Consider the following 22,162-nt stretch of genomic DNA (forward strand, 5'->3'; position numbering starts at 1 on the left):
TAAAAAATACCCCAGTTCGGGATAAGAAATAGTTCATAAAAAAGTTGGTAGTCTCACAAATATTTTGTATCTTTATAGGTGAAAATCAATTAGTTACAAAAATATTTGATATGACTGCCGATTACAAAGTTACAGAATTATTTTGTATAATAGACGAGTTTTGCAAACATTTTGATGCAGAAAATGCAGGAAATCTACTTGAAGACAATAGCGGAGTCAAGCGTAGACGTCGCCAAGCGTCGTTGTCCGACAGTGAAATCATGACCATTTTGTTGTATTTTCATTTTGGTACATTCCGCAATTTCAAGCATTACTATCTGTTCTTCGTCAAGGGTACGATGAAGTCTTATTTTCCGAAAGCCGTGTCGTACAACCGCTTTGTGGAGTTGGAAAGCCGCGTGTTCTTCCAGCTCATGTTCTTCCTTAATCTGAGAGCTTTCGGAAGATGTACCGGCATAACATTCGTTGATTCCACGATGATACCCGTATGCCATAATCTCAGGAGATATGCCAATAAGGTATTCAAGGGAATTGCCACTGACGGAAAAGGAACAATGGGTTGGTGCCATGGCTTTAAGCTCCACCTTGCGTGCAATGACAGAGGCGAGATAATAGCCTTTGTCCTTACAGGCGCAAATGTCAGCGACAAGGATCCGAATGCGTTCAAGGTTCTCGCTAAACGACTGTACGGCAAGCTGTTCGCTGATAAAGGCTATATTTCACAGAAGCTGTTTGACTTCCTCTTTGAGGATGGAATACAGCTGGTGACAGGGTTGCGCGTAAACATGAAAAACAAGCTGATGCCGTTCTATGACAGAATGATGCTGCGCAAGAGATACATTATCGAAACCATTAACGACATGCTGAAGAATACGGCACAGATTGTACACTCACGCCATAGATCTGTAAGCAACTTTATCATGAACCTTATTTCAGCATTGGGAGCATATTGCTTCTTCGACAACAAGCCAAAGGCATTGCAGGGATACTGCATCGAAGACACCAAACAGCTGTCACTATTCTAAGGGCAAAACAATTTCTTTCAGCCTTCTGTTATTACCCACTCCTAATGGTATGGGGAGGAGGCGTATTCACGCTGCATTTATATCATATTAGACACTCAGTTATCCCGAATTGGGGTAAAAAATAGGCTCTTTACATCATCGGTTGTGGAATATCATTATTTTTATAAAAAACAGAACTGCTCAAAAAGTATGACCAATTCTGCGTTTCTATTATTTTTTCACCTTAATAATATATCATTGATGTTGCTCACGCAATAAATCGTTTACTGTTTTTACAGGATTGAATGTAATAGCAGGCACTTCAACAAAGATTGTATTCCAATTACTCATTGCGCCATTCCATAATCCTGGAAGTTCTAATGCCTTTAATTCTTTACCATTCTTTGATTTTTTGCTAATAAAACCTGTCAAAGGGTCTACGAAATCAGGCAAATTAAATTTGTTTTCCTTATAATCTTTCGTAGCACATACCAAATCTACAGGATTAAAATGGGTTCCTTTGGTAAACATATTCATTGTTTCTGGATTATTTACATCAAGTTGTGAACTCTCAAGTATCTGTAAACTAATCGTATTATCAGCATTATAGACAAAGAAAGGCCCCCCACCAGGTTCGCCACTATTCTTAACCATGCCACATACACGTATTGGACGATTAAGTTTTTCGATTAAAAAATCAACCAATTCTATGTCGCTCATTGCTTTTGCATGGTCTAATTTGCAACACAATTTATGCTCCAAGAAATCTTTGACAGATAAAATATCTTGTTTATCATATTGGCTTGACTTTAATAGTTTAAGGTAGTCGAAACATTTTTGTTGTAATTCCACCAATACACCTGCAATTATTTTCTTCCATTTTGTTGTTTCGTCTTTCAAATGGTCTGGAACAACGTTATCAATGTTCTTAATAAAGACTATATCGGCATTAAGTTCATTCAAATTTTGAATTAATGCGCCATGCCCACCAGGACGAAAAAGCAAGCTGCCATCGTCGTTTCTAAAAGGCGTATTGTCGGGGTTGGCAGCCACGGTGTCGGTGCTTGCTTTTTGGGTTGAGAAACTAATGTCGTAGCTTACATTGAACATTTGTTCATAATATGATTTCTTTTCCTCCACCTTTTGTTTGAAAAGTTCGATGTGTTCTTCCGAAACTGTGAAATGAACTTGTGCCTTTCCATTGGTTGAGGCATATTGTGCAGCCTCAACAAGATGTTCTTCCATAGCGGTTCTTATGCCCTCGTCATACTTATGAAACAAGAGAAGTCCTTTGGGGAGTTGCCCATAATTCATACCGTCTTCCTTCAATAAAGCTGCAACAACGGTTTTATATTTTTCTGTTTCAACAAGTCCTTCAACTCCTTTATTATGAAGTGTTAAACAGGTTTTGTTTAATTCATCATAGAAGGCGAATTGTTTTATGTTTGCAAAAAAATATTTTTCAAAATCAGTTGTAGGGTTATTGTAATCAGAATCAAGAAATGCAAACAAATTTTTAAACATTCTACTTGCTGCGCCAGATGCTGGAACAAACTTTAAAATATCATAGTTTTCGGCTTTATATTTATCCCAAAATTCGATAAATTCTTTCGTTTGGTCGTCAGTAAGTTTCACAATGCCACTACCAATCGTAGCTGCACCGTCTACTTTAAGATAAGGAAAGCCTGTCTTAAAATTGTTTAGCTGCCCTTCAAACGTTGGTATCGAAATACCTTTTGCGGCTAATTGTTGTTCATCGTGTTTTGTAAGCATAACTAAATAAGATTTTTAACGGCATTTTTCTCTACGCAAGGCAGAATAAATAATGCCACATAGATTTATAGTAACTCCACAAAATTACTTACTTTTTCTTAATTTAGAGAACAATTCCGTCTTTTTTTTGTAGCTTTGTCATGTTTTTACATCGCAAAAGTTAGCACTTATGGAATTTACAGAATTAGAAAAAGAAAAATTCGATACTTTATTGTCTGAATTGTATGCCGAGTTAGGCGATTCTTTAACCGAAGAAGACCGCTCAAAGCTATCCTTTTACATTAAACAAATTGATGAAAAGGAAGTTACGCTACGCAATGTCTTTGGACTTAACGAGCTTGTTTGTGCTGTAGAAACATCGCTCATAGCTGTGCATGATATTGGTTTAAAACGCGATTCGGTCTTAGCCACCTTGCTTTATTGTGGTTTCCAAAACCAAATTATCACTATTGAAGCAATAGAGGCTAACTTTGGAACAACCGTAGCGCAAATTATTCGTGGCATTGCACGCATTCAAGACCTTTACAAGAAGAACCCCGTTATAGAAAGCGAGAATTTCCGTAATCTTTTGCTTTCGTTTGCTGAAGATATGCGTGTTATTCTGATTATGATAGCCGACAGAATAAATTTGATGCGCCAAATTCGTGATACACCAAACAAGGAGGCACAACGTCAAGTTTCCGAAGAAGCAAGCTATCTTTACGCACCATTGGCTCATAAATTAGGATTATACCAATTGAAAAGCGAGTTTGAAGACCTTTCGCTGAAGTATCTTGAACACGACGTTTATTATAGCATCAAGGAAAAACTCAATGCCACAAAGCGGGCAAGAGATGCTTACATCAAAGAGTTTATAGAGCCAGTTAGCCGTGAATTGCAGAAGGCTGGATTGCGTTTTCACATCAAAGGGCGCACAAAATCAATCCATTCTATATGGCAAAAAATGAAAAAACAAAAGTGTGCTTTCGAAGGTATCTACGACCTTTTTGCCATTAGAATAATTCTTGATTCGCCTGAAGAACGTGAAAAAATGCAATGTTGGCAGGCTTATTCTATCGTTACTGACATGTACCAACCTAATCCAAAACGATTGCGAGACTGGATTTCTGTTCCAAAATCGAATGGATACGAGTGCTTGCATATCACGGTTTTAGGACCTGGAAAGAAATGGGTGGAAGTGCAAATTCGTACAGAACGCATGGACGAAGTGGCAGAACACGGCTTGGCAGCCCATTGGCGTTACAAGGGAGTAAAGGCTAACGAGGAAATGGATAGTTGGTTGGCATCTATCAGAACGGCTTTAGAGGCTGGTAACAACTTGGAAGTGATGACACAATTCAAGCTCGATTTGTATGACAAAGAGATTTATGTGTTCACACCAAAGGGCGATTTGCTGAAATTTCCTAAGGGAGCAACGCTGCTCGACTTTGCCTATCATATTCATTCAAAGATTGGTAACCAATGTATTGGCGGAAAAATTAATAGCAAAAATGCCTCTATCAGAACCGAATTGCAGAGTGGTGACACGGTGGAAATTATGACTTCAGCCAACCAAACACCTAAAATGGAATGGTTGAACATTGTAAAATCGGCACGAGCAAAATCGAAAATTCGTTTGGCACTCAAAGAATCGCAGATTAAAGAAGGTGCATACGCCAAAGAAATGTTGGAACGAAGATTGAAAAATAAGAAGATGGAATTAGACGAACAATTGTTTTATCAGCTTATTCATCATCTTGGTTTCAAAGAAATACACGAGTTTTACAAACAAATCGCAGACGAACGCTTGGACATCAATGATGTAATTGAAGCCTATCAAGCTTTTTACGAAAAGGAACACAGTGTGTCTGTGGCACGAGAAGTGGAAAGTGCCGAAAACTTTGAGTTGGAAAATAAGACAGAGGAGCTGCTCAAACAAAACGAAGATGTCCTTGTTATCGACCAAAATCTGAAAGGTATAGACTTCTCATTGTCTAAATGTTGCAACCCTATTTATGGCGATTCCATCTTCGGATTTGTAACCATTAATGGTGGAATAAAGATTCATCGATGCGATTGTCCTAATGCGCCAGAGCTTAGAAAGCGTTTCGGTTATCGCATCGTTAAGGCAAAATGGAGCGGAAAAGGCGGCTCAAACTATAGTATAACCTTGCGTATTATAGGGCAAGACGACATCGGAATTGTCAGCAACATCACCAATGTGTTGTCGAAAGAAGAAAAAGTCGTGATGCGTTCTATTAATATTGACTCGCACGATGGACTTTTTTCGGGCAACCTCGTAGTATTGATAGAAGATACATCGAAGTTAAATGCGCTTATCAAGAAACTTAAAAACATTAAGGGAGTAAAACAAATTATCAGACTTTAAACGCTTGTTTAAAGTCTGATAATTATTATCTTAACAAGAAAATGCACTCTTTTCTTAACGAGAAAGCCTTGAATGAGGGAATAATATCACCTTAGTCAAATAGCTTTTTCATCTCCGAATCCAATAGGCGAATACCTTTTTCTGTACAAATGCCTCGCACATATAGTTGAACAAAGGTTTTAAATATTTCCTTTATGCTGTATTGGTTATAAAGATAGCTGCTCATGATATAGCGTGTAGAGGCATCGGAAAGCTTACTTAGTATTTCATAATTTGTATTTTCCAAGAAGAATCCTTCGGCGATACCACGTTTTATAAACTCTATTACTTGTGTTGTTTTTTCTTTTCTCCGCTTGTTTATGTATTTCACTAACTTTGGATACCTCTCTATTTCCTCTAAAAAGATGGGGTTTATATTACCTAATTCTTCGGTATGTTGCTTAAAGGCCTGAATAACTATATTAATAACATTTATTCCAGGTTGGTCAAATTTCTCTATTTTCTTTATTTCACGTTGATTATTGAGTACAAAAACTTCATAAAGCAAGTCTTCCTTGTTTTGATAAAGTTCATATAAAGTTCGCTTTGAAATCTTTAAATGATTGGCAATATCGTCCATTTTAACTTTACGAATACCATGCTGAAAGAACATAGTTGTAGCTAATTGAAGTATTTTCTCCTTTATTTCTTTTCTATATTCATTCTCAATGTTCATTGTATAAAGTATTTATTCAACTGCAAAATTACACAAAATATTTATTAAATCAATTCAATTAAACTATTATTTAGTAACTTTGCACTTCTTACATAGCTTTTGTACAGAGAAGCTAAAGAAAGTTTTAAATTATTATTATGGTAAAAATAACAAAAGAGGCGGCTTTAGAATATCACCAAAATGGTCGTCCTGGAAAAATAGAAGTAATTCCAACAAAACCTTATCGCACACAAACTGACTTAAGTTTAGCCTATTCTCCAGGCGTGGCTTATCCTTGTTTAGAGATTCAGGAAAACTCTAATGAAGTTTATAAGTACACTGATAAAGGCAACCTTGTTGCCGTTATAACCAATGGTACAGCTGTTCTCGGACTTGGGAATATTGGTGCGATGAGCGGAAAACCTGTCATGGAAGGCAAAGGATTATTGTTTAAAATATATGGTGGTATTGATGTTTTTGATATTGAGGTAGATGAAACCGACCCAGATAAATTCTGTGAAGCTGTTGAAAAAATAGCTCCCTCCTTTGGTGGTATCAATCTTGAAGACATTAAAGCACCTGAATGTTTTGCTATTGAGGAACGTTTAAAGCGTACTTTGGATATTCCTGTCATGCACGACGACCAACATGGTACGGCAATTATATCAGCTGCTGGTTTGAGGAATGCTCTTGAAGTTGCTAAAAAGGATATTACGAAAGTTAAACTCGTAGTAAATGGTGCTGGGGCGGCAGCAATTTCTTGCACCAAACTCTATATGGCATTGGGGTTAAAGAAAGAAAACATTCTCATGCTCGACTCAAAAGGAGTAATAATATCAGACCGTCCAAACCTTACAGAGCAGAAAAAACTCTTTGCAACCGACCGCCATGATGTTCATACATTGGAAGAAGCCATGCGAGGAGCAGATGTATTTGTAGGTCTTTCAAAGGGTAATATTCTTTCAAAAGAAATGATTCAGTCAATGAACACTACCCCTATTGTGTTTGCATTGGCTAATCCTGTTCCTGAAATTTCATACGAAGATGCTTTAGAAGCACGCCCTGACGTCTTAATGGCAACAGGTCGTTCCGATTATCCCAACCAAATTAACAATGTAATAGGCTTCCCTTATATCTTCCGTGGTGCGCTTGATGTGCATGCAAAGGCTATCAATGAAGATATGAAAATGGCTGCGGTTCATGCTATTGCCGACTTAGCTAAACAACCTGTTCCCGATATTGTCAATGAGGTTTACCATGTAAACGACCTTACTTTCGGTTCTAAATATTTTATTCCAAAGCCTGTCGACCCACGTCTTATTACAGTTGTCAGTGCTGCCGTTGCCAAAGCAGCTATGAAAAGTGGTGTTGCTCGCCACCAAATCAAAGACTTTAAGGAATATGAAGATAACCTCCTCCAATTGCTTGGACAAGAAACAAAGTTCACACACTACCTTCATGCCACAGCAGCGCAGCACCCTCAAAAGGTTGTATTTGCCGAAGGAGCGCATCAAAGTATGATGAAAGCAGCCGTACAAGCGAAACAAGAAGGCATTTGTCGTCCTATTCTTTTGGGTAATCCCGACCGTATTACTCGTGTAGCCAATCGTTTAAAATTAGATTTGACCGATATTGAAATCGTTGATATGCGTGCTGACAAGGAACAAGGACGCCGTGCCACCTATGCAAAACATCTTGCAGAAAAGCGTGCGCGTGAAGGTTTTACTTTCGATGAAGCCTACGACAAGATGTACGAACGTAATTATTTTGGTATGTCAATGGTTGAAAATGGCGATGCTGACGCACTTGTTACGGGCTTGTACAATAAATATAGCGATACTATTCAGATAGCAAAAGATGTAATTGGTATCCGTCCTGAGTACAAACACTTTGGTACAATGCACATATTAAATACCAAACGTGGCATTTATTACATTGCCGATACGCTCATCAACCGTAAGCCTAACAAGGAAGTACTTGTTGATGTTGCTCGCCTTGCCCACCATTCTGTGAAATTTTTCAACGACAATCCTGTCATGGCAATGGTTTCATTCTCCAATTTTGGTAGCGATAAAGGCGGTTCACCTCAGCAAGTTCAAGAGGCAGTAGCCCTTACACAAGCCAACCACCCTGATTGGGCTATCGATGGAGAGATGCAAATCAACTTCGCTTTAGATAGAAAATTGCGTGATGAAAAGTATCCTTTCTCACGCTTAAAGGGCAAAGATGTGAATACACTTATATTCCCTAACCTTGCATCAGCCAATAGTGCTTACAAACTTCTGCAAGGTTTCAGCCCTGAGACCGAAGTCATTGGTCCTATTCAAATGGGATTAAACAAGCCAATTCACTTCACAGACTTTGAATGTTCGGTACGCGATATTGTGAACATCACAGCCGTTGCATCCATTGATGCTTACATAGAAAAACTTAAAAACAAGAAATAATCTACTTTATTTCTGCACCTTATTAATAAGTCGGATAAGTCTTCAAGGCTATTCCGACTTATTTTGTTTTTATACCTTATATAATATATAGCGTCAATGGACGACACAATTCCTAAGACAGAACCAATGCCGAAACCTTTCATCTGCTTCCTACATTATAGGCAACAGCAACATTGTACACGTTTGTACAATGGATTGTACAAGCTGTGTATAATAATTTGTACAAGCGTGTACAAAGGGTTATACAAACATGTACAACGCAAGACATCTTATACTCCGTCAAGGACGAATAAAGGGTAATTGCTATCAAAGAAACACGATACATCAACTTCACTTCGCCTTAAATAAGCATCATTACAAACGAAGAAAAATAAGGTTTAGGGATATTCCCACCCATAATAGGGAAAAACCTTTTCGGTAATAAAATATTATTCGTTCCTTTGCATCATAAACATAGGCTTTGTCACACTGACTAACGAGAAAGAAAGGGAGAAGAAATGAAAAAATATATAATTGCCTTAATGGCATTTTTCACATTAGCTATATCAGCAAAAGCAATGAGCTATGAGCAAGCACGAACACAAGCTTTGTTCTTGACAGACAAAATGGCTTATGAGCTTAATTTAACTGAAGAACAATACGAAGCAGCCTTTGAGGTGAACTTTGACTATTTGTTAAATGTAAATACAGCAGACGACCTATATAGTGCCTATTGGACACATCGTAACCTTGATTTGAGTTACATCTTATTGGATTGGCAATACCGTTCTTACGTTGATGCAGCCTACTTCTACCGCCCATTATGGTGGAATGCAGGTTATTGGCACTTCGGTATCTACGCACGCTATCCACGTCGCAACTATTATTACTTTAACAAACCACGTGTTTACGCTGTTTACAGGGGGGGACACAGTTGGAGAATGAATGGTGGAAGAAGCTATTATAATGGTCGTTGCTATGTAAACTATAATAATAGAGGGCGAATGTTCGGTATGCGCGATGGATTCCAACGTGGTGATTATAGCAGAGGTACAAATTACGCTTACAACAGCGAGCCGCAAAATCCACGTACACGCAGTTTCGGAAATCAACAATCAAGATATTTTGAAAGAAATAGAGGTACGGGATTCGACAATGCACCACGTAGAAGTTCAACACGCACAACTGTATCTCGTGGTTCTACATCAAGATTTGGAAATGAAACAGGCATTAGTACTTTCGGAGGTAACCGTAGCTTCGGCGGAACATCAGTACGCCAAGCACCAAGCAGGTCGTTCAGTCCTTCAGGAAGCAATGGACGCTCGTTTGGAACACCCAATAGAACTTTTGGAGGCGGTTCAAGAATGACAAATATGAATCGTGGAACTTTCGGAGGACATAGGTAAAAGATTGTAAAAACGCCACTTGACCACAACCATATATATAAGATAATTGATAGGTAGTAATATTTTTTGATGCGACTAAGGAAAAGATAGGTCGCAAAAATGTAGTAAAACAATTTAGAGAGTAATTTTAGATGAGGAGAGGAATTCTATGTGATATAGGGTTCCTTTCATTTTTTATACCATAAAAAACTGCCAAAGAAAATAAAAGAGCCTATTTTGGGGTTCAAAATAGGCTCTTTTGCACTTCAAAACAGATAGTTTTAAAATAAAAGGCAGCATTAGGATTTAATCTAACTTTAATATACGCACATCAGCATTGTGCATTACCGAAATTTCGTTCATAGGCTTTTCGTAGAACACACTTTGAATTGCTTTGTTAATAATGCCATGTCCAACAGCAAGAACCACTTGATTGGAAAATTCAGACCGCACCCATGCTAAAAACTCAGAAGCACGTTGTTTCAAGTCTTCTAACGTTTCTATATCATTAGGCCACTTCGTTGGGTCGTTCAAGTTTTTTAATTCAGGAATAAACCTACCTGTAAAACTGCCCCAATCACGTTCACGCAATAACTTTGTAGTATGTATTTGGGTTGCTGAGTTACCAATAATAATGCGGCATGTGTCTATACTGCGCTTTAAATCGCTGGAAATATAAGCGTCAAAACAAATTGTTGCCAACTCCTCGCCCACTATTTCTGCTTGCTTTCTTCCATTCTTATTAAGTTCACCTTGCGTTTGTCCTTGCATAATGTGTTGAGCATTATCAATCGTTTCGCCGTGTCTTACTAAATATAATGTCGTCATAAGTTTTTATTTTCCTACAAAAGTAATAAATTATCAGCACTTTAGCCATTGAGTACGGATTTATTTGTAACTTTGCAAAATAGTATGTAGGCACAAGAAGCTATCTGTGCTGAGAAAAACGATTAATGAACAAAAGGTAAAAGGAGTAAAAAAGACAATTATGAAGCTAATTCAAAGTTCTATCATTCGTGCTATAATAGCCATAGCAATTGGGATACTGCTCATAAAGTACAGAGAAGAGACCATGACCTGGATAACCATTACTGCGGGAATGCTATTCTTCATTTCAGGGTTAATTTCTTGCATCATGTACTACTTTGAAAAAGAAAAGGCTGCCAAAGCCATTCCACAAGTTGATGCTCACGACAAACCTATAAAAGTGAGTCGTCCAGTATTCCCTATCATAGGGATTGGCTCTGTCATCTTGGGCATTATACTCGCCATGATGCCTAATGGATTCATTAAATGGGTGGTTTACATCTTAGCAGCTATCTTAATTTTAGGCGCAATCAATCAGTTTATGAACCTTGCACGCTCACGCCAATTTGCTCGTGTGCCTATCCTCTTTTGGCTCTTCCCTACCATCACATTGATAATCGGCATTCTCGTCATTGCCAAACCTATTGAAGTGGCAACCCTTCCATTAAAAGTTATTGGCTGGTGTTTGATGTTTTATGGAGTTATTGAAATTCTAAATGCCATAAAAATTACACAAATGAAACGCCTATACGACAAAATAGAAAAGAGCAAGATTGTTGAAGGCGAGAAAATATCGACACAAGAAATTATAGAAGATGCTGAAATTATAGAAGAAAAATAAAGAAACAATAAAAAAGAAACTATTTCATTGAATGAAATAGTTTCTTTTTTATTATAATATCTACTCTTTTGTATCGAGATAAGGAACCAGTCCTTTAATATAAGTACATAACATTGAAATGCCTTTTACATTCTCTCCACCTTCTGGAATTATCAAGTCGGCATATCGTTTAGTAGGTTCTATGAACTGGTCGTGCATTGGCTTCAATATCTTTCGATAACGCTGAACAACTGTCGAAACATCTCTACCACGCTCAATCGTATCGCGTTCTATATTGCGAATGAGTCGTTCGTCAGAATCACAATCTACAAAAACCTTCAAATCCATTATATCACGAAGCTTTTTGTCAGCCAACGACATGATTCCTTCAATGATAATAACAGGCTTTGACTCAACGTTAATCGTTTCTGGTAAACGATTACATTTCAGATAGCTATAAGTAGGTTGCTCAATGGCTTTCCCTTTTCTTAAATCGTTCACTTGCTTCGTCAATAATTTCCAATCGAAAGCATCAGGGTGGTCGAAGTTTATGGCACGACGTTCCTCCTCTGTCAGCTCTGTTGTATCGTTGTAATAAGAATCTAAAGGAACAACGGCAACATAATGGGGAGGTAAAGCTTCTACAATCTTTCTCACTACAGTGGTCTTACCCGACCCCGTTCCGCCTGCAATTCCTATTATTGTAACTTTATTGTTCATCTTTAAATTATTTCTATATCCTTAAACATTGACTCATAAAAAGCAGATTTGTCTTCTACTTTCATGGGATAAGCACGACTACTACTTGGCTGACGATAGAGTTTTAGTTTTCTATTCTCAAACGAAAAATCAACAAATTCACCCATCTTTAAGTTGCGTGTATCAATATGATAATGGTCTGAAAATATCTTTGTTGCCAATTGCCCTGCAGTAAGCACTGCTTTACATTCAGGCAAAGCACGCAACATGCCATCAAGGTCAGCTTTCTCTATGATTTCTAAGTCCTTATCAGATGCAGTTCCCGTAGTTCTACGAATGCGTAAAGCCGTATCAAACAAAGCTACACCCTTCTCTTTCAAGAAAGGCATTAGCTCGTTTAACTTGTAAGTCTTATGTTCCTTATCAACAAAATGGTATTTATCGTTAAAGAAAATAATCCCCATTATGCGCCACATATCGTTCGTAAAGTTAGGATAATACCACTCCATGGCCCAACGTTTGGGTGCTGGCGGAAAAGTTCCCAACATTAACAACTTAGCATTTGCAGGCAACCATGGCTCAAAAGGGTGGGTTTCAATGTCCATTTACTTTTGTTCCTTCATCAAATATACTACAACAGGAAGGTGGTCAGAATAGCCATCGAGCCACACTCCACCTGCTGTTGTACGCTTTGTATTACCTTTATATTTACCAGTTTCTTGGAAAAGATAATCACGACGGAATATTTGGTTACGCCAAAACTTTAAAGTTGAAAAATCTTTTTGATTATTTTTATTCAACATATTAGGCGTCATTACGATTTGGTCGAATAAGTTCCACTTACCTTGATATTGCAAAGTACCTGTTCCTTCCTTCACTAAAATATTGTAAAAAGGATTGTACATATCACCTTCTCCGACTTCATCAATGTTCGCTTTAGCTGATAAGCATTCGTGCATGCTCTTGTTTGTTGGGTCATCGTTCATATCACCCATTACAAGAACCTTTACATTAGGGTCTTCACGGAGCAAAGAATCTTTCAAAGCCTTTACTTGTTTTCCACCCAATTCTCTGTAATAAGAACCTGCACCACGACTTGGCCAGTGGCAAACCACCACGGTTACATGTTCATTTGCAAGTGTTCCACTTACGGTAAGGAAGCCACGAGTAGCACGATTTGAATCGTTTGGTAATTCATAAACGTAAGGAACAAGTTTTGTATTGCGTATTTTGAACATTTTAGGATTATAAAGCAAAGCGCAATCAATGCCACGACGGTCTGGACCTTCTATGTGTACATATTTATAATTGCGAGCTGCAAGTGCTGGTTGAGCTGTTAAGTCGTCTAAAACATGTGCATTTTCAACCTCAGAAAGACCAATTATGGCACAACCAACATTAGGAAGTACATCAGTTCCCATCTCTGAAAGAACCTTAGACATATTACGTAACTTGCTTTCATACTTCATTTTATTCCACTTATACGAACCATCTGGAGTAAAATCATAATCATTTTTACCCTCATCATGGGTGTAGTCGAATAAATTTTCTTGGTTATAAAAACCAACTGCGTAAACTGAAAACTTCTTTTGTGCATTTGATGCAACGCTAAAAAGCATTGCAAACGTCAGGAAAAATAGATATTTCTTCATTTTTATATAGTATTGTTTTTAATCAATATTATCAATGCCAAAACAATGGCCTCAACCGAAAATTTGCTTTCAATTTGCAAATATCGTGAATTAATCTGACAATAAAGCACGATTATTAGAATTTTATCAAAAAAGACTTTTCTTTTCAAAAATAATTTTGTTACTTTGCATCGTAAGTAAAATAATTAATAATATTAACAACTATGCAGAAAAACCTGAAACTCGCTGTGATAGCTCTTTGTAGTTCGTCTATGGTTATGGCACAAAACACCAAAACAGACACGATACAACATGAGCAATCGCCTATTATGATGGACGAATCGGCGTTCACATTTACAGAAGCACAGTTAGGAGAGGATAACGACAGAAGCGCAAATGTTACTATTTTAAACTCAAATAGCAATGCGTATGCTTCGCAAGTAGGATATTTGTATTCGCCAATGCGATTCAGATACCGAGCACTCAATCCCAAATACAATAGCGTGTATATCAATGGTGTTCCTATGAATGACATGGAAAGTGGTCAATTCCGCTATTCGTTGGTTGGAGGTCTTAATCAACAAACTAAAAACGTAGACTTTGCTCTCCCATTTGAGAATAATAATTTCTCAATGACAGATATGGGTGGAAGCAATAACTATGACTTTAGAGCAGGCTCAATGGCTGGTGGACACCGCATTACATTGTCAGGAGCCAACCGAAACTATACGCTCCGTGGAATGTATACTTACGGAAGTGGATTCAATAGCAAAGGTTGGGCGTTTGCTGCTAATATTACTTATCGTTGGGCTAACCAAGGATACGTGGAAGGAACTTTCTATAATGCACTTTCATACTTCTTCGGAGTACAAAAGAAATGGAACAATGGTCACTCTTTAAGTTTCTCTACATGGGGAAATCCAACTGAACGTGCATCACAAGGCGCAAGTACTGACGAAGCATATTGGTTAGCTAATGATTATCAGTACAACCCTTATTGGGGATACCAGAACGGACACAAACGTAATAGTCGTGTTGTTAATGACTTTGCACCTTCTGCAATCTTCACATGGGATTGGAATATTAGCGACAAAACAAAACTTACAACAAGCTTGTTCGGCAAATATTCAATGTACAAGAGTACAAAATTGAATTACAATAATTCGGATAATCCACAACCAGACTATTGGAAGAATCTACCAAGTAGTTATTATGATGTATGGAACGAAGAAGATTCTCGCTACCGCACACCACAAGCTTATAGCGATTGGCAGTCAGCTGTAGCATGGTGGAGCAATAAAGCAAACCGTCAAATACAATGGGATAGACTTTATTATGCTAACCGTCAAGCAGCAGCCAATGGACAAGACGCTTTGTACTACGTTCAAGCAAAGCATAACGACAATGCAATGATAACTTTATCATCAAGCATCAACACCCATATTGGGAAAGATAAAGTATTCAATGCTGGTATTATGCTTGGACAAAACTTAGGTCGCCATTATCAGACAATGGAGGATTTATTAGGTGCAAAAAGTTTCCATAATATCAATACATACGCAATTGGTACTTACGCAGCCAATGACCCACGTGTTCAATACGACCTTAACACAATGGGAACTCAAGGACTTGGCGCGCTCGTTTATGAAGGTGATAAGTTTGGTTTCGACTATAATTTGAATGTACGCCGTGGTACAGTTTGGACAAACTTTGCTCAAACTATCGGCAATATGCACTATATTGTGGCTGGAAAGTTAGGCTATGACAATATTTATCGCAATGGACACATGCGCAATGGTATGTTTGCTGACAACTCTTACGGCAAAAGTAAACATGCAGAATTTGTAACTGGCGGCTTTAAAACATCAAGTTCATGGACAGTTAGTGGTGTCAATACATTCTCTTTAGGTCTGGGTTATGAACATCGTGCGCCACAAGCTGCAAATGCTTTTGTATCACCTGAAATGAACAATGACTTTGTTCAGAACTTAAGAAACGAACGAATTTTCTCAAGCGAATTAAGCTATCAATATGCAGGAAGTTGGCTTCACGCTAATTTAAGCGCATATTACAACCACCTTACTCATGTAACAGAATGGCAAAACTTCTTCTTTGATGATGTCAATTCTTTCACTTATGTGAGCATGACGAATATGAAAAAAGACTTCTATGGCATAGAACTTGGACTTGATTTCAAGCTTACAAGTTTCTTAAACTTTAAGGCTTTAGGTACTTGGAACGAGGCTAAAAACATTAATAACGCTGATGTTGTTTACATGAACTCTACCAAAAGTACTTCTTATAAGGACGTAGTTTACAACAAAGGAATGCGCGAAAATGGTACTCCACTATCTGTTTACAGCGGTATTTTAAGTTTCCACCAAGGTGGTTGGTTTATCGATTTAGCTGGAAACTATTACGATAGAATCTATCTTTCATATGCTCCTAACTTCTATTATGGTAACACATTGCGCACAATGGGTACTAAATTAGGTGGTATGGACGCAGAAGGAAACTTTACTCCAGCTCCACAAATGGAAGGCAAAGGTGGCTTTATGCTCGATGCCTCAATTGGTAAGAGTATTTATTTGAAGCGCGGTAGCCTCTCTATCAACTTGATGATTACCAACTTACTCAACAATCAGCAGATTGTAACAGGTGGTTACCAACAAGGACGAAGCAATTATACTATCAATGCAAATACAGGTGAAACCAATATGCGTGCTTATAACTTCTCAAAAAATCCTAAGAAGTATTATGTAAATGGAATCAATGGTATGTTGAACATCGCTTATAAATTCTAAAAGAGAAAGATTATGAAGAATATAAAATATTTAATGATGATGGCTATCAGCATCTTTTTCGCATCATGTATGGGCGATAAGTATGCTGAAATAGACGAAAATCAGCCAATACCTTACGGAAATAATGCTTTGACAGAAACCAATGTTATGTCAATAGCTGCTTTAAAAGAAAAGTATGCCACTGCTATTGCAACAGATTATCGCAACGGAAAAAGTTACGAAGAGGTTACTGAAGATATTCAAATCAAGGGTATTGTAACCAGCACTGACGTTCAAGGTAATATTTATAGCGAATTGGCGATTCAAGATAAAACAAGTGCAATTATCATTTCTATTGCACAAGGCGGTCTTTATGGTCCATTGCCTATTGGAACAGAAGTTCTTGTAAACCTAAAAGGTCTTTATGTAGGTAATTATGGCAAGCAAGCACAGATTGGTGTACCTTCTATGAATGCCAAAGGGGCAACTTCTATCGGAAGAATTAGCCGTGCTGTTTGGAACCAACACTATAAAATTATATCAACTGGCAATGTGGTTGAAGCTACAGAATTTGCCAATGGCAGCAATCCTACTACATGGGATTTGACCAAAGATTGTGGAAAACTCGGTGTTATCCGCAATGTTACATTCAAGTCAAGTAGACCAATAGTAAACGGAACGTACGCTAACGCAACAGGCGGAGCAGGTAGCGTAGAATGGACTTTGGCTGAACAAGACGGAAACAGCGTGATTGTTTACAATAGCAACTTTGCTGACTTTGCAAACGCTAAAGTTCCAACAGGCAAAGTTGATATTACAGGTATCATGAAGCGTTTCAATAACAAATGGGAAATCATCATCAGAACGCTTGACGACGTACAACCAGCAGCACCAGAGGTTAAAGCTATTTATGCTAACGCCTTTGCAGAAGCACCAACCGATTGGACTTACGACCACGGTAAGCTCCCTGCTGAAATGACATACGTTTGGAAATGGGCATCTGCTAAATACGGAATGAAGGCTACTGCATACGTTGGAGGTAAAAATTATGAAGTTCATGGACGTACAACTTCGCCAGCTATTGACCTCACAAAGGTGAAAAAGGCTACATTAACATTCGACCATGCTGCACGATTCTTTAACGATTTTGATAAAGAATTGATGTTACAAATTTCAACAGACGGCAAAACATGGAAGAACCTTGCCATTGACAACAAGCCAACAGGTGAAAATTGGGACTTCGTTTCTGCAAAAGTTGATTTAACATCATATTGTGGTAAGAAAGTTTATATCTCTTTCTTCTACAATAGTACGGCAACAAAAGCAGCGACTTGGGAATTTAAAAACCTGATAATAAAATAAATTAAAGTAACGATAACTATAAAAATCAAACAAATATGAAGAAGTTAATTAAATCAATGTTTGCATTGGCAGTAGCAGTATTCGGTTTTTCAAGCTGCGAAGATGTACCAATGCCATATAGCTTGACTTACGATGAAAACGGTAATAAGACCGAAACACCAGAACAAGTAGCCAAAGGAACAGGTACAAAGGACGACCCTTTCAATATAGCTGGTGCCATCGACTATATTAATAAAGGGCAAAACCTTGACAAAGAGGTTTATGTAAAAGGCAAAATCGTTAGCATTAAAGAAATAAATACTCAATTTGGTAATGCTACCTATTACATTTCTGAAGACGGTACAACAGTCAATCAGTTCTTTGTGTTCCGTGGTAACGCTTTAGGCAACAAAAAGTTTAAGAGTCAAGACGAAATCAAACCAGGCGATGAAGTTATTATCTGTGGTAAATTAATGACTCATACCAATGGTGTTAAGCAACTTGGTCAATACAATTATATCTATTCGCTTAATGGCAAGACAGCTGAGGGCGGTTCAACAGGTGGCACTTCTACTGTAACCCCTGCTGGCGAAGGCACAGAAGCATCTCCTTACAATGTAGCAAAGGCACAAGAGGTTATCAAAACCGCTACAACATTGCCAACAGAAAAGGAAGTTTATGTTTCAGGTATCATCTCTGAAATCAAGAGTTTCGACCTTAAACAATACGGTAGTGCAGAATATTATATTTCTGACGATGGTAAAACTCCTGGACAACTTCTTATTTACCATGGCAAATACCTCAATGGCACGAAGTTCACAGCTGAAAACCAAATTAAGGTTGGCGATAAAGTTGTAGTAAAAGGAAAATTGAACAACTTCAAAGGCAACTCTCCACAAGTTCAATTTGGTGCACTCGTTAGTATTAATGGCAATGGCGGTGGTACAACAACAAAACCTACTGGCGATGTTTTAAACGTTCCTTTCGACAAAGACATGGGCAATTTCACCGTTGTAGACAAAACAAAACCTGCTGAAGTAGAAAAAATTTGGACTCTTGATAAAAAATACAAGCAAGTGAAAGCTACTGGTTCAATTAAAAAAGCTTCTGGAAAATATGTGAAATATGCAACAGAAAGCCGTTTGCAATCTCCTGAATTTAGTCTTGCAGGACGTACTTCAGCTACACTAACATTCTCTCATACAGCACAATTCTTTAAGAATTTTGATGCAAACATGAAGGTTCAAGTTTCTACTGATGGAATAAATTGGACTGACCTTGCTATTGAAAAGAAACCAACAGGTGGTAAGAAAGATAATAAATTAGATTGGACTTTTGTTAATGCAACAATTGACCTTACCCCATACGCAGGTAAGAGCAAGGTTTACATTTCGTTCCTTTACACAAGTACAACAGCATCAGCTCCAACTTGGGAAATCAGAAACGTAGTAGTTAAGTAACAAAAACTAACGTAAATATTTGGCAGGGTGCAGAATTATTCGTAATTTTGCACCCTGTTGAGTATATAATGTTTAATAGCATTTTTTACAAGACAAAGAATATTATTAATAATAAACAATAAAAAGTAAAATGAAAAAAGGTATTCATCCAGAAAACTATCGCCCCGTCGTATTCAAAGATATGTCCAACGGCGATATGTTCCTTTCACAATCTACATGTAAGACAAACGATACAGTAGAATTTGAAGGCGAAACTTACCCAGTGGTTAAAGTCGAAATCTCAAGCACCTCTCACCCATTCTATACAGGTAAGAGCAAACTTGTGGACACTGCAGGTCGTGTTGACCGCTTCATGAACCGTTACGGTAAGTTGAAGAAGTAAGACGATATACCCACAAAAGACATAAAGTGCGGTCAAGCGTAGTTGCATATGCGCTTGCACGCACTTTTTTTATAGCACAAAACGCTATGCTATCTACAAAAACTTAACTAATGAAAGGATAATATGGAATTAAAAGCATTCAAAATCAGACCTACTGCCCTGCTCTTTTTTGCAGCATTAGCCTTTACAGCTTGTAGTAAAGACAACGACAAACCTATTGGTGGTGGCGAAGCACCTACGACTAACAATTTTAATTCAAACTTAAAAGAGGCAAATCGCAACACACATCTTTTAGAATTTCCACGTGTTAAAGGCGGTAAAAGCATTATCATTACCCACCGACTCAATAATGAAAGAGATGAAATAAACTATAGTTTGGAATGGGACGGTGAAAAAAAGTCGAATCGTTGGACTTGTTATGAAATCTATAAAAGTAACGCTCAGCAGAATACAAATAGATGGTACAACCCATCTAACCAATATCCTGCTGACCCACTCATATCTTCAACCATGAAGTTTGCTAATGACCACTATTGGAACACAGGTTACGACCACGGACATCTATGCCCTTCAGCCGACAGACTTAATTCGTTGGAAGCTAATCAGCAAACTTTCTATATCAGCAACATGCAACCTCAACTCAAAGCCTTCAATGGCAGTGCAAGAGGTGGTGGCATTTGGCTCACAATGGAGAAAAAAATACGTGGCGAGTTTAATAAAAACTCAAAAGACACTATGTTTATCTGCCGTGGTGGAACTATCGACAAACTTTCACAAATTAAGGAAACACGCCGTGATGGATTCATTGTTCCAGGCTATTTCTTTTCTGCTGCGTTGATGAAATACTACAATTCTACACGCAACAAATGGGAATACAAAGCCATTGGATTTTGGTTTAAGCATGAAAATAACCAAAACCCGTCGCTTCGCCCCTACGTTGTGAACATCAAAGAACTTGAATCGCTTACAGGTTTAGATTTCTTCTGCAACTTACCAGATGATATTGAAAACAAAGTTGAAAGTCTTCCAAAAGAAACAATTATCAATCTTTGGAACATACAATAAACATTTCCAATCCCCAACAGGCTGCAACTTGTTGGGGATTTTTGTATTAATATCATAGTGGCAAGTACGCTTGCAGAATTATTGGATTACTCTTGTTCACGTACAACAGTAATCCTACAAGCGTACTCCAAACGATAACATTTCTATAAAATTTACGCTGAAAAATAAAAGAGCCTATTTTGAACCTCAAAAGAGCCTATTTTGCGATGCAAAACAATCGGTTTTAAATTCGTAAGCGTTTACCTCAAAAAAGAAATAGAACTGATAGCTATTAATTTTAAAGCCATAAATATAGTTCTTAAAGCATTTTCAAACTACTAAGTTACGTTAAGTTAGTATGATTCTCTATTAATTTTTGTAAAATAGAAGTAAAACACTAAACTTTATCATTACATTTGCATCATATTATAAAAACAAAATGGATAAGAAAATGAAAAAATTTTTATTAGCAACATTATTGATGTTCATTGGGATAACAATGGCATCAGCCCAAAATCAAGCAGAAATTAAGTTTGACCAAATAACCATTAATGTTGGTACATTCTCTGAAAAAGCCCCTATTAAAAAGGCTACATTCACATTTACAAACACAGGAAAAGCCCCTTTGGTGATTAATCAAGTTGTAGCAAGCTGTGGTTGCACGGTACCAATGTATGACAAACGTCCTATTGCACCTGGTCAAAAAGGTTCAATAAACATTACTTACAATGGTCAAGGTAAATTCCCTGGACACTTCAAGAAAAGCATTACGGTTAGAACGAATGCCAAAACAGAAATGACACGCCTTTATATAGAAGGCGTCATGGAAGCAAAATAAAAGGAAATATATATGCAAAAAGCGAGTAATCAAATGTTTGGTTACTCGCTTTTTTGTAGGCTGATTTTAGAAACAATATAGGTTCTTAGAAAAAGTACTATCTTTTCGACTAAAAAGTGTATACTTTTTTTTCGAGCCTATTATGTTATTTCGTAACACATTTATAATTAAAACCTTATAAATATTTTATTTTTTGATAAAACATCTAAACTTTTGACAGAAAATATCAAGTGGTTGAACAGATTTTTTATGGCGTATAAATATGCTTTTAACCTTTTCTCAGCTCTAATATTACTTCCCTAAAGTAGGCACAATGGCATAATAAACTACATCGTGGTCGGTTTTATTTTCAAACCAATGTCGATGCCCGTCAGGACAATAGTGTACTTGTCCCATTTTTATCTTCTCCTCCACTCCATCGAAATGCACTGTAAGTTCGCCACTAATAACATACATCACTTCGAACGACCCATTATGGGCATGTTCTCCACTGCGCGCACCTGGACGGAGTGTCGAATACATGATGCGAGCTTTATCGTCTACATAGTTACGCGTATCTAATTTACCTTCACCGCCCTTGAAACCTTCGATATGTTCCTCGGCTATTTTTTCAAAATCAATAATCATAATGTTATTATTTATTATCTTTGCAAATATAAGAAAAAAGGCGGTAACTCCAAAAAGAGTACCGCCCAATTATTTATTTT

18 protein-coding genes are annotated in these 22,162 nt (G+C 37.5%); 11 read left to right on the forward strand and 7 right to left on the reverse strand.

What is annotated here, in order from left to right; translation table 11 throughout:
- Positions 1 to 110 precede the first annotated feature (110 nt).
- Positions 111 to 1,025 carry an IS982 family transposase gene (locus tag DYI03_RS06015; RefSeq protein ID WP_036885544.1) on the forward strand — a complete coding sequence of 305 codons (915 nt, stop codon included), beginning with the start codon at positions 111 to 113 and terminating at the stop codon, positions 1,023 to 1,025.
- Positions 1,026 to 1,259: 234 nt separating this feature from the next.
- Here DYI03_RS06015 and DYI03_RS06020 read toward each other — a convergent pair whose 3' ends face one another.
- A complete protein-coding gene (locus tag DYI03_RS06020; RefSeq protein WP_021668188.1) occupies positions 1,260 to 2,777 on the reverse strand; it encodes a DUF4301 family protein in 1,518 nt (505 codons plus the stop codon).
- Between the two features lie 169 nt (positions 2,778 to 2,946).
- On the opposite strand from DYI03_RS06020, the gene DYI03_RS06025 reads away from it, so the two are divergent.
- A complete protein-coding gene (locus tag DYI03_RS06025; RefSeq protein ID WP_021668189.1) occupies positions 2,947 to 5,145 on the forward strand; it encodes a RelA/SpoT family protein in 2,199 nt (732 codons plus the stop codon).
- A gap of 91 nt (positions 5,146 to 5,236) precedes the next feature.
- On the opposite strand, the gene DYI03_RS06030 is transcribed toward DYI03_RS06025, so the two are convergent.
- A complete protein-coding gene (locus tag DYI03_RS06030) occupies positions 5,237 to 5,860 on the reverse strand; it encodes a TetR/AcrR family transcriptional regulator (protein WP_021668190.1) in 624 nt (207 codons plus the stop codon).
- A 137-nt stretch (positions 5,861 to 5,997) separates the two neighbouring features.
- Here DYI03_RS06030 and DYI03_RS06035 point away from each other — a divergent pair, with 137 nt between their 5' ends.
- The gene (locus DYI03_RS06035) at positions 5,998 to 8,286 is read left to right on the forward strand and encodes an NADP-dependent malic enzyme (protein ID WP_021668191.1); all 2,289 of its coding nucleotides are present in this window, start codon (positions 5,998 to 6,000) and stop codon (positions 8,284 to 8,286) included.
- A gap of 497 nt (positions 8,287 to 8,783) precedes the next feature.
- The gene (locus DYI03_RS06040; protein ID WP_025064602.1) at positions 8,784 to 9,671 is read left to right on the forward strand and encodes a hypothetical protein; all 888 of its coding nucleotides are present in this window, start codon (positions 8,784 to 8,786) and stop codon (positions 9,669 to 9,671) included.
- Between the two features lie 285 nt (positions 9,672 to 9,956).
- On the opposite strand, the gene DYI03_RS06045 is transcribed toward DYI03_RS06040, so the two are convergent.
- On the reverse strand, positions 9,957 to 10,478 hold the full coding sequence (locus DYI03_RS06045; RefSeq protein ID WP_021668193.1) for a histidine phosphatase family protein: 522 nt from the start codon (positions 10,476 to 10,478) through the stop codon (positions 9,957 to 9,959).
- A gap of 160 nt (positions 10,479 to 10,638) precedes the next feature.
- Between DYI03_RS06045 and DYI03_RS06050 the strand changes: the two genes are divergently transcribed.
- Positions 10,639 to 11,298 (forward strand): DUF308 domain-containing protein, encoded by a 660-nt coding sequence (locus DYI03_RS06050; protein WP_036869655.1) that lies wholly within the window; start codon positions 10,639 to 10,641, stop codon positions 11,296 to 11,298.
- Positions 11,299 to 11,358: 60 nt separating this feature from the next.
- Here the strand turns inward: DYI03_RS06050 and udk are convergent, their stop codons facing one another.
- Genes udk through DYI03_RS06065 form a run of 3 tightly spaced genes read right to left on the reverse strand, consistent with a single transcriptional unit; the run spans position 11,359 to position 13,628 of the window.
- Positions 11,359 to 11,997: a uridine kinase gene (udk, locus tag DYI03_RS06055; RefSeq protein ID WP_004358085.1), complete on the reverse strand. Its 639-nt coding sequence runs from the start codon at positions 11,995 to 11,997 to the stop codon at positions 11,359 to 11,361.
- Between the two features lie 2 nt (positions 11,998 to 11,999).
- Positions 12,000 to 12,581: a uracil-DNA glycosylase family protein gene (locus tag DYI03_RS06060; RefSeq protein WP_021668195.1), complete on the reverse strand. Its 582-nt coding sequence runs from the start codon at positions 12,579 to 12,581 to the stop codon at positions 12,000 to 12,002.
- Positions 12,582 to 13,628: an endonuclease/exonuclease/phosphatase family protein gene (locus DYI03_RS06065; RefSeq protein WP_004358074.1), complete on the reverse strand. Its 1,047-nt coding sequence runs from the start codon at positions 13,626 to 13,628 to the stop codon at positions 12,582 to 12,584.
- Between the two features lie 203 nt (positions 13,629 to 13,831).
- Here DYI03_RS06065 and DYI03_RS06070 point away from each other — a divergent pair, with 203 nt between their 5' ends.
- The 6 genes from DYI03_RS06070 (at position 13,832) to DYI03_RS06095 (ending at position 21,455) form a co-directional block, all read left to right on the forward strand.
- Positions 13,832 to 16,411, forward strand: coding sequence for a TonB-dependent receptor (locus DYI03_RS06070; protein WP_021668196.1), 2,580 nt, complete (start codon positions 13,832 to 13,834; stop codon positions 16,409 to 16,411).
- Positions 16,412 to 16,423: 12 nt separating this feature from the next.
- Positions 16,424 to 17,752: a DUF5689 domain-containing protein gene (locus DYI03_RS06075; RefSeq protein WP_021668197.1), complete on the forward strand. Its 1,329-nt coding sequence runs from the start codon at positions 16,424 to 16,426 to the stop codon at positions 17,750 to 17,752.
- 35 nt (positions 17,753 to 17,787) lie between these two features.
- On the forward strand, positions 17,788 to 19,191 hold the full coding sequence (locus tag DYI03_RS06080; protein ID WP_021668198.1) for a choice-of-anchor J domain-containing protein: 1,404 nt from the start codon (positions 17,788 to 17,790) through the stop codon (positions 19,189 to 19,191).
- Between the two features lie 130 nt (positions 19,192 to 19,321).
- Positions 19,322 to 19,573, forward strand: coding sequence for a type B 50S ribosomal protein L31 (locus DYI03_RS06085; protein ID WP_004357932.1), 252 nt, complete (start codon positions 19,322 to 19,324; stop codon positions 19,571 to 19,573).
- Between the two features lie 123 nt (positions 19,574 to 19,696).
- Positions 19,697 to 20,638, forward strand: a complete 942-nt coding sequence (locus DYI03_RS06090; protein WP_004358010.1) for a DNA/RNA non-specific endonuclease — start codon at positions 19,697 to 19,699, stop codon at positions 20,636 to 20,638.
- 430 nt (positions 20,639 to 21,068) lie between these two features.
- On the forward strand, positions 21,069 to 21,455 hold the full coding sequence (locus DYI03_RS06095; RefSeq protein WP_025064601.1) for a DUF1573 domain-containing protein: 387 nt from the start codon (positions 21,069 to 21,071) through the stop codon (positions 21,453 to 21,455).
- Positions 21,456 to 21,746: 291 nt separating this feature from the next.
- Here DYI03_RS06095 and DYI03_RS06100 read toward each other — a convergent pair whose 3' ends face one another.
- Complete coding sequence (locus tag DYI03_RS06100; protein ID WP_004357916.1) at positions 21,747 to 22,082, reverse strand: cupin domain-containing protein; 336 nt, start codon at positions 22,080 to 22,082, stop codon at positions 21,747 to 21,749.
- Between the last annotated feature and the right edge of the window lie 80 nt (positions 22,083 to 22,162).

Source organism: Prevotella disiens (assembly GCF_900454955.1).
In the GTDB taxonomy this organism is placed as follows: Bacteria; Bacteroidota; Bacteroidia; order Bacteroidales; family Bacteroidaceae; genus Prevotella; species Prevotella disiens.

Bases quoted from the DNA above. Each gene is read 5' to 3' on its own strand.
- DYI03_RS06065 (WP_004358074.1), bottom strand. From the start codon at position 13,628: ATGAAGAAATATCTATTTTTCCTGACGTTTGCAATGCTTTTTAGCGTT.
- DYI03_RS06025 (WP_021668189.1), top strand. From the start codon at position 2,947: ATGGAATTTACAGAATTAGAAAAAGAAAAATTCGATACTTTATTGTCT.
- DYI03_RS06030 (WP_021668190.1), bottom strand. From the start codon at position 5,860: ATGAACATTGAGAATGAATATAGAAAAGAAATAAAGGAGAAAATACTT.
- DYI03_RS06040 (WP_025064602.1), top strand. From the start codon at position 8,784: ATGAAAAAATATATAATTGCCTTAATGGCATTTTTCACATTAGCTATA.
- udk (WP_004358085.1), bottom strand. From the start codon at position 11,997: ATGAACAATAAAGTTACAATAATAGGAATTGCAGGCGGAACGGGGTCG.
- DYI03_RS06060 (WP_021668195.1), bottom strand. From the start codon at position 12,581: ATGGACATTGAAACCCACCCTTTTGAGCCATGGTTGCCTGCAAATGCT.
- DYI03_RS06080 (WP_021668198.1), top strand. From the start codon at position 17,788: ATGAAGAAGTTAATTAAATCAATGTTTGCATTGGCAGTAGCAGTATTC.
- DYI03_RS06050 (WP_036869655.1), top strand. From the start codon at position 10,639: ATGAAGCTAATTCAAAGTTCTATCATTCGTGCTATAATAGCCATAGCA.
- DYI03_RS06015 (WP_036885544.1), top strand. From the start codon at position 111: ATGACTGCCGATTACAAAGTTACAGAATTATTTTGTATAATAGACGAG.
- DYI03_RS06075 (WP_021668197.1), top strand. From the start codon at position 16,424: ATGAAGAATATAAAATATTTAATGATGATGGCTATCAGCATCTTTTTC.
- DYI03_RS06020 (WP_021668188.1), bottom strand. From the start codon at position 2,777: ATGCTTACAAAACACGATGAACAACAATTAGCCGCAAAAGGTATTTCG.
- DYI03_RS06095 (WP_025064601.1), top strand. From the start codon at position 21,069: ATGAAAAAATTTTTATTAGCAACATTATTGATGTTCATTGGGATAACA.
- DYI03_RS06100 (WP_004357916.1), bottom strand. From the start codon at position 22,082: ATGATTATTGATTTTGAAAAAATAGCCGAGGAACATATCGAAGGTTTC.
- DYI03_RS06035 (WP_021668191.1), top strand. From the start codon at position 5,998: ATGGTAAAAATAACAAAAGAGGCGGCTTTAGAATATCACCAAAATGGT.
- DYI03_RS06070 (WP_021668196.1), top strand. From the start codon at position 13,832: ATGCAGAAAAACCTGAAACTCGCTGTGATAGCTCTTTGTAGTTCGTCT.
- DYI03_RS06085 (WP_004357932.1), top strand. From the start codon at position 19,322: ATGAAAAAAGGTATTCATCCAGAAAACTATCGCCCCGTCGTATTCAAA.
- DYI03_RS06090 (WP_004358010.1), top strand. From the start codon at position 19,697: ATGGAATTAAAAGCATTCAAAATCAGACCTACTGCCCTGCTCTTTTTT.
- DYI03_RS06045 (WP_021668193.1), bottom strand. From the start codon at position 10,478: ATGACGACATTATATTTAGTAAGACACGGCGAAACGATTGATAATGCT.